General features: G+C 43.8%; 12 protein-coding genes. 5 read left to right on the top strand and 7 right to left on the bottom strand.

Annotation, left to right across the window (positions count from 1 at the left end; genetic code table 11):
- Positions 1–45 precede the first annotated feature (45 nt).
- The 6 genes from YWE_RS0117490 to def form a co-directional block, all read right to left on the bottom strand.
- Complete coding sequence (locus YWE_RS0117490) at positions 46–1,593, bottom strand: class I adenylate-forming enzyme family protein (protein ID WP_029095707.1); 1,548 nt, start codon at positions 1,591–1,593, stop codon at positions 46–48.
- Between the two features lie 384 nt (positions 1,594–1,977).
- A complete protein-coding gene (gene mscL, locus YWE_RS0117495) occupies positions 1,978–2,385 on the bottom strand; it encodes a large-conductance mechanosensitive channel protein MscL (protein WP_029095708.1) in 408 nt (135 codons plus the stop codon).
- A gap of 127 nt (positions 2,386–2,512) precedes the next feature.
- On the bottom strand, positions 2,513–3,889 hold the full coding sequence (gene trkA / locus YWE_RS0117500; protein WP_029095709.1) for a Trk system potassium transporter TrkA: 1,377 nt from the start codon (positions 3,887–3,889) through the stop codon (positions 2,513–2,515).
- 47 nt (positions 3,890–3,936) lie between these two features.
- A complete protein-coding gene (rsmB, locus tag YWE_RS0117505; protein WP_029095710.1) occupies positions 3,937–5,226 on the bottom strand; it encodes a 16S rRNA (cytosine(967)-C(5))-methyltransferase RsmB in 1,290 nt (429 codons plus the stop codon).
- Positions 5,227–5,317: 91 nt separating this feature from the next.
- Positions 5,318–6,265 carry a methionyl-tRNA formyltransferase gene (gene fmt / locus YWE_RS0117510; RefSeq protein WP_029095711.1) on the bottom strand — a complete coding sequence of 316 codons (948 nt, stop codon included), beginning with the start codon at positions 6,263–6,265 and terminating at the stop codon, positions 5,318–5,320.
- 41 nt (positions 6,266–6,306) lie between these two features.
- On the bottom strand, positions 6,307–6,819 hold the full coding sequence (gene def, locus YWE_RS0117515) for a peptide deformylase (RefSeq protein WP_029095712.1): 513 nt from the start codon (positions 6,817–6,819) through the stop codon (positions 6,307–6,309).
- A 342-nt stretch (positions 6,820–7,161) separates the two neighbouring features.
- Between def and dprA the strand changes: the two genes are divergently transcribed.
- The 5 genes from dprA to YWE_RS0117540 all read left to right on the top strand — a co-directional run bounded on the left by dprA (position 7,162) and on the right by YWE_RS0117540 (position 10,614).
- On the top strand, positions 7,162–8,280 hold the full coding sequence (gene dprA, locus YWE_RS27660) for a DNA-processing protein DprA (protein ID WP_036016421.1): 1,119 nt from the start codon (positions 7,162–7,164) through the stop codon (positions 8,278–8,280).
- 125 nt (positions 8,281–8,405) lie between these two features.
- Positions 8,406–8,972 carry a DNA topoisomerase family protein gene (locus YWE_RS0117525; RefSeq protein WP_029095713.1) on the top strand — a complete coding sequence of 189 codons (567 nt, stop codon included), beginning with the start codon at positions 8,406–8,408 and terminating at the stop codon, positions 8,970–8,972.
- Entirely contained in the window at positions 8,962–9,519 is a 558-nt protein-coding gene (gene tsaC / locus YWE_RS0117530; RefSeq protein WP_029095714.1) for an L-threonylcarbamoyladenylate synthase type 1 TsaC, read from the top strand. The genes YWE_RS0117525 and tsaC overlap by 11 nt, the downstream gene beginning before the upstream one ends.
- Before the next feature lie 22 nt (positions 9,520–9,541).
- Positions 9,542–10,360: a shikimate dehydrogenase gene (aroE, locus tag YWE_RS0117535; protein WP_029095715.1), complete on the top strand. Its 819-nt coding sequence runs from the start codon at positions 9,542–9,544 to the stop codon at positions 10,358–10,360.
- Positions 10,357–10,614, top strand: coding sequence for a DUF1488 family protein (locus YWE_RS0117540; protein ID WP_029095716.1), 258 nt, complete (start codon positions 10,357–10,359; stop codon positions 10,612–10,614). The genes aroE and YWE_RS0117540 overlap by 4 nt, the downstream gene beginning before the upstream one ends.
- Here the strand turns inward: YWE_RS0117540 and YWE_RS0117545 are convergent.
- On the bottom strand, positions 10,604–11,164 hold the full coding sequence (locus YWE_RS0117545) for a gamma carbonic anhydrase family protein (RefSeq protein ID WP_029095717.1): 561 nt from the start codon (positions 11,162–11,164) through the stop codon (positions 10,604–10,606). The genes YWE_RS0117540 and YWE_RS0117545 overlap by 11 nt on opposite strands.
- Positions 11,165–11,749: the final 585 nt, after the last annotated feature.

An 11,749-nucleotide genomic window follows, 5' to 3' on the forward strand; every position in this document is an offset into this window, starting at 1 on the left:
GCATCTCCTTTTATATCTATTGTTCCATTATCTAATGTTTATTGATTAATTTATTAGGTTGGCTTTTTGTCTTAATAATAATTTATTGGTTTTTCCATTTGTATTCTTTGGTAGTTCCGGAATAAATATTATTTTTGATGGTATTTTAAATTTGGCAATTTTATCTGAGAGCCATTGGCTAATATTATCGCTGACTAATGGACTATCTTGATGAGCAACAATGTAAGCGACCGCTTCTTCACCATAAATTTCACTATGTTTTGGCACAATAGCGATGTCTTTTACGCCGGGATAATTGGATATAAGATTTTCTATTTCAATACAATAAATCTTTTCTCCGCCCCTGTTGATCATGTCTTTACTGCGATCTTTGATAAACAGATAATTGTCTGAATCTAGGCTGGCAATGTCACCGGTATAAAACCAACCATCCTGAAAGTACTGCTGGTTAGCTTGCGGATTTTTCCAATACTCTTTTATCACCACAGGGCCTCTTAACCATAAGTGACCGATTTCGTTAGTTGTGAGTAAGCGATTGCTATCATCTCTGATTTGGCATTCCAGCCCGGCAATAGGTAAGCCTGAGCTACCGACCTTGTTGCTTTCTCTGGCATCTAATGGAAATATGCTAGCCGGAGAGGTTGTTTCGGTTAAGCCATATATAGGTCTTATTTCAGTATTAGGAAATAATTCAGATAGTTTATTTATTATTCCTATATTTAAATGGCCGGCACCACAAGCGATCATTCTTAAGCTTGAATAGTGATATTCAGTAAGGTGCTTCTCCGCTTCCTGAGTTAGCAGAATAAATACCGTCGGAGAGCCATGAAGAAACGTTATTTCATATTGGCTTATGGCCTTAAGTATTTCATCAGCATTAAAGCGTTGGTGTAAATGAATAGTTCCACCAATATGAATGAATAAACATAATAACGCTGAAAGGCCAGTAATATGACAAATCGGTATCGGTAAAATGGTACTGTCTTTAGATGTTAAATTAAGCGTTTGCTGATAAGCGGTAATAGCATGTAAAAAATTACCATGGGTAATAGCGGCCCCTTTCGGGGAGCCGGTTGTTCCTGAAGTATAAATAATGGCTGCAATATCATCTGACGTAATCGCTGTATCGGTTATCGGGCTCGGTAAGGTGTGATTATCAGCGTTGCGTAACATAAATTGCCAATCTGACAGTGATATGCGGTGGTCAGGCTTAGTTTGGGATGGTGATGCCAGCCATGGCTGGTATTCAGGGTCAAAAAATACCACCTCGGCATCTACCGAATCCAAAATATTCTGACTATCGTCAGATTTTAGTTTGGTGCTTAAAGGAACAACGATAACGCCAAGGGCCATTGCTGCATAAAATAGTGAGCAAAATTCAGGCCTGTTGCCCAGAGCAAGCACAATGACATCACCTTTTTTCAGCTTAAAGTTTTCCGCCAGGCAGAGGATATTCAAGCTCACGCTATGATTAAATTGAGCATAGCTATATCGATGCCCTTCAAAGCAGATTGCCGCGTGTTCACCTCTGGCTTCGACGCTTTGCTGCAGGCTTTGATAAAGGTGTTTGATTGTTGGTTGTGCTATAGCCATTTTATTTCCTATCCCGGCATGGTTATCTGACTGGGAAAGTATAGGAAATCGGATGGCTACAAAAACGTGTAAAGTTTCACATCTTCTTTTTCGCATCGCATCGCTGGTGTTGTGTAAAACGACAATTAACCTTTGGCCAATTAATACTAGCTGGCACGGGTCAGCCATCATTTAATGTTAATTAAATTTTAAAATTTGGTTAATGCTTGGGTTTGAGTCATATTTGGTGGTTTATTTTTGTGCAAATGAATAAAAACCAGATAGGGGAGATTTAGGGAATGCCGATATTGAGTGCGGGTGATATAAATGGACTTAGTAAAAAGCCCTACTCGCGAGAACGAATAGGGCTTGATAGACAGTAGGCTCTAGATAAAACAGATAAGATTACTTATTTTGCTGTTTTAACAGATCGCGGATTTCAGTAAGTAGTTTTTCTTCAGCGCTTGGCTCAGCGGGTGCTGCTGGCGCTGGTGGTTCATTACGACGCATCCGGTTCATTAATTTAATTGCCATAAAGATAGCAAAGGCAACAATGATGAAATCAAATATATTTTGAATAAAAAGGCCGTAATGCATAACAACGGCAGGAAGATCGCCGCTGGCTTCACGTAACTCTAGCGTGAATTGCCTAAAATCGACTCCGCCTATCAGTAAGCCAAGAGGGGGCATAATAATATCTGAGACCAAAGACGATACAATTTTACCGAAAGCGGCACCAATAATTACACCGACAGCAAGGTCAACAACGTTGCCCCGCATTGCAAACTCGCGAAATTCTTTAAGCAAACTCATATCAAAATACCTTAATCATAATCAGTACTATAAGCATAACAACAGGTGACTATTTTTCCAGATAATCGAGAAAATAGATGGGCTTATTTATATTGATTACTGCCAATAAAATAAGCTAACCCGCTTATTATAAGAAGAATGGACTTGGCTGGAATAGCCTTTCTACATCAGTAATATACTTTTTATCGGCCAAAAACATAATGACATGGTCACCTTGTTCTACGATGGTGGTCCGATTGGCAATAATGACATCGTCCCCTCTGACCAGTGCACCAATGGTTGTTCCCGGCGGTAATTTAATATTATCAACCTGACGGCCAACAACTTTAGACGTTGTCTCATCGCCGTGAGCAATAGCCTCAATAGCTTCAGCTACTCCGCGTCGTAAGGTTGATACACTGACAATATCCGCTTTTCTCACGTGGCCTAATAGGGCTGAAATCGTTGCCTGTTGTGGAGAAACCGCGATATCAATAACGCTTCCCTGTACCAAGTCGATATAGGCGTGCCGCTGGATAAGTACGATGACTTTTTTGGCACCGAGACGTTTAGCCAGCATGGCGGACATAATATTAGCTTCATCATCATTGGTTAATGCGATGAAGACATCAATCTGTTCAATATGTTCTTCAGATAATAGCTCCTGATCGGATGCATCTCCGCAGAAAACGACGGTATCTTGCAGGATCTCTGCCAATTCGGCGGCTCTTTCCGCGTCGCGTTCGATCAGTTTTACGCTATAGTCTTTTTCTAATCGTTTGGCCAGCCCGGCACCTACGTTACCTCCGCCAACGATCATTAATCTTTTATACGGTTTTTCTAATCTTTGTAATTCGCTCATTACCGCGCGTATATGCTGAGAGGCAGCGACAAAAAAAACTTCATCACCGGCTTCAATTACGGTAGATGCCTGAGGCCTGATAGGCCGATCCTGACGGAAAATAGCAGCGACCCGGGTTTCAATATGGGGCATATGCTCACGCAAAGAAGACAAGGCATTTCCGACCAGAGGACCGCCATAGTAGGCATTAACTCCGGCAATGCTGACTTTTCCTTCGGCAAAGTTAACAACCTGTAGAGCCCCGGGATATTCAATTAGCTTGTAAATATAGTCAGTGACTAATTTTTCCGGCGAGATGATATGGTCGACGGGAATAATCTCAGGTTGAAACAGCTTTTCTTCTTCCCGGATATACTCCGGCGAACGAATTCGGGCTATACGATTTGGCGTGTTAAACATTGAGTAGGCTATCTGACAGGCGATCATATTGATCTCATCAGAATTGGTGACGGCCACTAACATATCAGCGTCATCAGCACCGGCTTCACGTAACACGCGCGGATGGCAGGCGTGGCCCTGAACAACTCGAAGATCGAACTTATCCTGCAGTTGGCGTAAGCGGACGATATTACTATCGACCAATGTTATATCGTTATTTTCACCGACTAAATTTTCTGCCAGCGTGCCGCCAACTTGACCAGCACCGAGAATGATGATTTTCATGGTGTTCTCTTTTTAGCGCTGAAGACGCTTTTTGCGACTAACAAAATTTATGCCTTAATCAGTTTGGCATAAAAGAACCCGTCACCGCCTTCCGGTGATGGCAGATTTTGTTGATATTGTGAATCTGAACGGCCAATTTTAACAACTTGAGCATCACTGTGGCTGCTGACAAAATCATCTATCTGATATTTATTTTCTTCAGGAAGAATAGAACAGGTTGCGTAAACCATCGTTCCCCCTGATTTCAAGCGTGGCCAGATAGCATTAATAATTTCTTTCTGTAATAAAACCAGTTCAGCTATATCACTATTGCGACGCAGCCATTTGATATCCGGATGGCGGCGAATAACCCCGGTTGCAGAACATGGGGCATCAAGTAATATTCGGTCGAATTGTTGGTCGTTACACCACTTTTCAGGCGCTCGGCCGTCACCGGTTAATACGGTGGCCTGCTGGCTTAGTCGGGCTAAATTTTCATGAACCCGCTTAAGGCGATTTTCATCAATATCAACGGCCATAACTTTAGCTTCAGGAGCCGCTTCCAGGATATGGGTCGTTTTACCGCCCGGAGCTGCACACAGATCTAAGATAAACTCACCATTTTGGGGTTGCAGAAAAGGAATACAGCCTTGGGCTGATGCATCTTGAATCGTAGCCCAGCCTAATTCAAAACCGGGTAGCGTTGAAACCGGAGATGGAGACAACAACCGAATAGCATCCGGATAGTCTGGATGGCCAACGGCTTCGATATTAGCCTGTTGCAGTAAAGCCAGATACTCATCCCGGCTATGGTGTTGGCGGTTGACGCGCAGCCACATCGGTGGCTTCTGATTGTTAGCCTCGACAATTTGCGGCCATTCTTCTGGATAAGCGGCCTGTATTCTCTGTAATAGCCAACTGGGATGTAAAAAGCGGCTGTTCTGAGTTTGTGCTTGCTCAATTAACTCTTGCTGTTGGCGTTGGAATTGACGCATTACGCCATTAATCAGCCCTTTCATTTGAGGGCGTTTTAATGCAACTGCGCCGTTAACGGTTTCGGCAACGGCGGCATGAGGGGGAATTCGGGTATAAACCAACTGATAAAGTCCAACCATTAATAAGTAATGGAGAGGGCGTTGTTTTCCCGTCATAACTTTTGCCATCAGCTGCTGTAGATAGCCCTCTAACTCAGGAAGAACCCGCAAAGTACCGAAACAGAGTTCTTGCAGTAACCCTTTATCTTTATCTGAAATGGTTTTTTGTAGGTCGGGAAGAACAGCGCTCAAAGACTGACCATGGTCAAGAACTTGACCAATAGCTTTTGCGGCAATAGCACGAAGATTATATTTATTGTTCATAGGCAAAAGTCATTAGCGCCATTAGGTCGTTCATTATAATGATAAAAAACTACCCGCATTATATGAATGACTCATTCACGGGTAGCTATTTTTAAGCTAAGCGGTTACCGACAGTAAACCATTCGCGGCGAGAGTTAAGCAGGTCTTGTGCTGACATTGCCTTTTTGCCCGACGGCTGAAGCTCTGTCATATTCAATATTCCTTGCGACGTGGCAACTTGAATACCTGATTTATTGGCTTGGATGATTGTGCCGGGTAAAGCATTGGCGGGGCTGTCTATAACGTCAGCCTTCCAGACTTTTATCGGTTGGTCGTCAATCAGGAGGTAACTTACTGGCCAAGGATTAAAGGCTCGAATACAGCGCTCCAGTTGGACGGCAGGCAGCGACCAGTCAATCCGGGCTTCTTCTTTGCTTAACTTGTCCGCATAGTTTGCCAATGCATCATTTTGTTTTTCTGCAATGGTTTGGCCTGAGGCTAATTGTTCCAGAGTGTTCAATAGTGCCTGTGGACCTAAGCGGGCTAATTTATCATACAGGCTGGCGCTGGTATCATCGGGTAATATAGGACAAGTCAGCTTATGCAGCATATCGCCGGTATCAAGGCCTTCATCCATCTGCATAATAGTGATGCCGGTTTCAGTGTCCCCGGCCCATAATGAGCGCTGAATTGGCGCTGCACCACGCCAGCGTGGCAATAACGAACCATGTACGTTAATGCAGCCTAAACGCGGCATGTTTAATACAGACAGTGGTAAAATCAGGCCATAAGCAACCACGACCATCACATCTGCATTTAGCTGCTCAACCAGCGCTTGGTTCTCTATCGGGCGCAGTGATTTCGGCTGAAATACCGGAGTCTGATGTTGCTCCGCCAACTGTTTTACCGGGCTAGGCGTTAGTTTATTTCCTCTTCCCGACGGGCGGTCAGGTTGGGTAAATACGCCGACAATTTTATGATGGGATGAAAACAGCGCGTCAAGATGACGCGCTGCAAAATCAGGCGTTCCGGCAAAAATAATCCGTAAAGGTTCAGACACCACAATTACCTGCTGTATTAAAAAGGGAATACGACGCGCTGCTATTTTGCACGCGCGTCCTGTTTAGCCATTTTTTCTAGCTTTTGGCGAATACGTTGGCGTTTCAGTGGTGAAAGGTAATCTACAAATAGTTTACCTTCCAGATGGTCCATTTCATGTTGAATACAGATAGCCAGTAAATCATCGGCTTCTATTTCATACGCTTTTCCGTCGCGATCTAAAGCACGGATTTTGATTTTTTCAGCACGGGGTACAAAACCGCGTGATTCAGGAATTGAAAGACAGCCTTCTTCAATACCCGTTTCACCTGATTTCTCTAATACCTCAGGATTAATAATGACATAGTGCCGATCGCGTTCTTCTGACACATCAATAACAATAATACGCTGGTGAATATTAACCTGCGTCGCAGCAAGCCCGATGCCTTCTTCGGCATACATAGTTTCGAGCATATCATCAACAATACGCTGGATCTCCGGTGTAACCTCTGCAACAGGTTTTGCTTTGGTCCGGAGTCTTTCATCAGGAAAATGTAATACAGGTAATACGGCCATATTTCGTTGGGTCGCTATCTCAATGTGTTAAAGATTATCCCCATATTCTAGATCGTTCCGGCTTTGATTGACAGTATCAGTCAACTATTGAAGCAATAGACAGCGGCGCTCTACGGGGGTTAGTTACATATATAGTCAGAGAATAAACATGTAAACCGATTGTTATTCATTGTTTTTTCTCTGCTCGTTTATTTTTCGTATATATGTCGATAGAAAATGTAATTCAACCGCTAGGGTAATTTTATTTTGCGTAGTGCCGTGGGACGCTGAAACTTTAAGCTGGCTCAACTCTCCCCTCTGTTTAAGCTATCGGTGAATGGCGCGGCTGTAATGGGGAGTTCTATGACAAGAGAAGAGTGGTGGCTAAGATTATTGATGATATCTGGCCAAAAATTACAGTATATCCGTCGGCTTAAGGGGTTGGCTTATCAAAAGTTAGTACTTACTGCCAATTTGTTATTACAGCTGGGTTTTAGCGATAAACAGCATCAACAATTTAATGCAGTGGATCAGGCTGCACTGAAGCTAGGGTTAGACTGGTTGGCACTCCCTAATCATTACTTAGTGACTTATATCGATGCCGATTATCCTGAATTATTGCGTAATACACCGAGTGCACCATTAGCGCTTTTTGTGAGCGGTGAACCGGGGAATCTGAGTAAACCCCAGTTAGCGATGGTCGGGAGTCGGTGTTATAGCCACTACGGTGAAACCTGGGCCAGCTATTTTTCACAGCAGTTGGCTGCTGCAGGATTAGTTATTACCAGCGGGTTAGCGATGGGCATTGATGGGATCAGCCACCGAGGAGCGCTAGCTAGTGGTGGAATTACCGTTGCAATATTAGGTAGCGGACTCTCCCGTATTCACCCCCGAGGGCATCTTCGGTTAGCTCAGCAAATATTAGACAGCGGTGGTTCATTAGTGTCTGAGTTTTTACCCTTTGAAGCAGCAAGGGCCGAATATTTTCCAAAGCGTAATCGAATTATTAGTGGGCTAAGTCTGGGTGTATTAGTCATTGAAGCGGAAATGCGTAGTGGTTCGTTAATTACTGCCAAATATGCACTAGAACAGGGGCGAGAAGTTTTCGCCATACCCGGTCCTTTAGGTAGCCGCAATAGTGAAGGAACCCATAGCCTTATTCAGCAAGGTGCCAATCTTGTTGCTCAACCAACGGATATTATTGAAATACTGAATAGCTCATTGCGCTGGTTGGTGCTTGAACAATTAGGTCCGTTATATCCGGAGCTTTTACCATTACAAGAGCATGAAGATAGCGATGAGGTGGAATCCAAACTTCAATTCCCATCATTGCTGGACCATGTGGGGTATCAACCGACCCCGGCCAATCTTATTGGTGAAAGGGCTAAGCTTTCGGCGAGTGATGTGGCTATTCAGCTATTGGATCTTGAGCTTTTGGGGGCGATTACATCCGTTCAGGGAGGCTATGTCAGAATCAAATAGTGAGTTTTTTAAAGCCAGTATAAATATATCCCTAATCAGGTAGACTAATGGCATTAATCAACTTGAGCGGTCTAGGCAAATGTATAGGGGCCCTCTGATTGTGTTTATCGGATAACAATATCGCTATGACTAAAACAGCATTGTTCGCAGGTAAAAATGAAGAGGTTTGTCCGGAATGTGGTGCACCACTAGTTATTCGTAGCGGGAAACAAGGCCCATTTAAGGGATGTTCACGCTATCCGGAATGTACTTACATACTCTCTTTTAAACCACAAAGTGATGGTCATGTTGTTAAAGTCCTCGAAGGGCAATATTGTCCTCAGTGCAATGAGACTCTGGTTTTACGTCAAGGGCGATATGGCATGTTCATTGGTTGTAGCAGCTATCCTGCCTGTGAGTATATTGCATCTATCGATAAACCGGATGAGACCCACATCGCCTGTCCTCAGTGCAAAGACGGCAAGTTGCTTCAGAGAAAATCGCGTTATGGTAAGGTCTTTCACTCGTGTGACCGTTATCCCGAGTGCCAGTTTACGTTGAACCATACGCCAGTTGCTGGCACTTGTGCAGTTTGCAACTATCCTCTACTTTTAGAAAAGCGCACATCTCAAGGTGTTCGTTTGTTTTGTGCCAGTAAGCTATGTGGCAAACAAGTTCCTATCGATGAATCTACAGATAAAAATGAAGAATAATTTACTTTCAATTGTTAATCAGCTCCATGAACAACAGGTTATTGCCTATCCGACCGAAGCCGTATTTGGCCTTGGTTGCGATCCTGACAGCCAGCAGGCTGTTGAATCACTGTTACAGCTAAAGCAAAGGTCCTGGGAGAAGGGACTTATCTTAATTGCCGCGAGCTATGAACAACTGCTGCCTTATATTGATGATGAGCAATTAACAAATGGCCAAAAAGAACATATATTTTCTTTTTGGCCGGGTCCGGTAACCTGGGTTATGCCTGCTCGAGAGTCTACACCTAAGTGGCTGACAGGTCGGTTTAACTCTCTTGCGGTCAGAGTGAGCGATCACTTACAGGTAAGGGAACTGTGTTTGGCATTTGGTAAACCACTCGTATCAACCAGTGCTAATCTGAGCGGGCTAGAGCCCTGCCGCACTGAAGAATGCGTTTATCAGCAATTTGGTCATACATTCCCCGTGCTATCCGGCAATGTCGGTGGCAGGCAAAACCCGTCAGAGATTAGAGATGCATTAACCGGAAAATTATTCCGGCAAGGATAGAAAACAATTTTATAGGGGTTTTATGCAACAGTTTGCCGTTTTTGGTAATCCGATCGGACACAGTAAATCACCGCGTATTCATCAGCTATTTGCTCAAAACAGTGGAATTAGCCTGAGCTACAAGACTCAACTAGCACCGTTAGATGGTTTTGAGGCGGCAATTTCTGCTTTTTTTGCTGCCGGCGCTAAAGGTGCAAATATCACTCTGCCATTCAAAGAGAAAGCCTATGCCTTTTGTGATGAGCTTACTGAGCGGGCAGCATCTGCCGGCGCAGTTAATACCATTAAGAAATTGGATGATGGGCGATTGCTGGGGGACAATACCGATGGTATTGGCCTATTAAGCGATTTACAGCGGCTGGGGATGATCAAGGCGGGGAGCCGGATTCTATTAGTTGGTGCCGGCGGGGCTGCCCGGGGTGTTATTTTACCGCTATTGTCATTCGGTTGTGAGTTAGTGATTACTAACCGTACATATACCAGAGCTAAGGTACTTGCCGATCTGTTTTCAGGCGTCGGAATAATTGAAGTGAGTGAACTGGATAAACTTACGGGTAATCGGTTTGATCTGATTATCCATGCAACATCCTCCGGCGTTAATGGTGATATTCCTCCGCTGTGCTCGACGTTGATAACTGAAAATACCGCCTGTTATGACATGTTTTATCAATCCGGACTTACACCATTTCTTCGTTGGGCCGTCTCTCATGGCGCCACCCATTATGCAGATGGTTTAGGAATGCTGGTGGGGCAGGCTGCACATGCATTTGAACTCTGGAACGGCGTAATGCCCGATATCGAAAGCGTGATGGATGAACTAAGAAAGGATCTGGCTAAGTGAATCAGGCGATTCAGTTTGCGGATTGTGAAGAGTGGGATCCAATCCGAAATGCAGTGATCTGTACTGCATTGGTCAATGGATTTTTGATTAATTGCTGTATCAGGGCTGAATCGTTGAAGGAGAGATATGGCTCCAACGGTAAACCAGAGCATTATCTCTCTGTATTCCGGCTCAACCGTTGGGATCTGGAAGAAGAATTTGAAGCCCTAATTATCGATCAACAGTTTGATGTTGATGGCTGGGTCATTCTTTAAGGCTATCCTGCAAATATTGATCTTTTAGCATGACATAATTACGAGCTGAAATTTGCAGGCCTTCTACCTCTTCAGTGGTCAGTGGACGAATTCGTTTGGCGGGATTTCCCAGATAGAGATACCCGCTTTCAAGATGTTTGCCCGGCGCAACTAAGCTTCCGGCACCAAGCATCACATCATCTCCAATAGTTGCGCCGTCGAGAACTCTGGACCCCATACCAATTAAGCTTCTGTTACCGATGATACATCCGTGAAGAATAACGCCATGTCCGACCGTAACATCTTCACCGACGATCAGGGGGAAGCCCTCTGGGTGAGATTCGGTTACACGGGCAACATGTAAAATACACCCATCTTGGATATTAGTTCTGGCTCCAATACGAATGTTGTTAACGTCACCTCGTATTATGGCCAGAGGCCAAATGCTGGCGTCATCGTCAAGTTTAACCCGGCCAATAATAATAGAAGAAGGATCGATCATCACTCGGCTGCCGATTGTGGGTGAATGATGAAGATAGCTGCGTAAACTGTCGGATCGTTTTTCTGACATCTGTTCAGACCTTAAAGATTGATGGATCGCAAAAGGATATATTATGTGATCCGGATCCTTTTTATCGATTCGGATCGAAAAAACTGACTTTTTTGTTCAAAAAAAATACTAAATACGGGGCCGGAGAGTAAAAAATGTGCATATGAAATTATTTTAGTAAAAAACACTTGTGCAAAAAGATCCGTTCCCTATAATGCGCCTCCATCGAACGGCGTTGTGAGCAACCTCACAAATTAGCCGACAGATAAGAATTAAGACAGAGTGAATTAAGTGATTGACTCTGAAGCGGGTTAGCGTATTATTCGCAGCCCGTGTTGCAGGAAGTTTTCTTCCTACAACACCGCTCTTTAACAATTTATCAGACAATCTGTGTGGGCACTCACAAGACGGTATCAAAGCTGCTATTTATTCACGTAAATGGTGGCAAAAAATATACTAAGTCTTAAAGAGTGACCAAGCAGTAATTCATTTGTAATTTATTACAATAGTTTTATTACGAAAGTAATCTTTGAGCATCAAGCTTTTAATTGAAGAGTTTGATCATGGCTCAGATTGAACGCTGGCGGCAGGCCTAACACATGCAAG

Origin of the sequence: Budvicia aquatica DSM 5075 = ATCC 35567 (genome assembly GCF_000427805.1) — a bacterium.
Taxonomy (GTDB): domain Bacteria; phylum Pseudomonadota; class Gammaproteobacteria; order Enterobacterales; family Enterobacteriaceae; genus Budvicia; species Budvicia aquatica.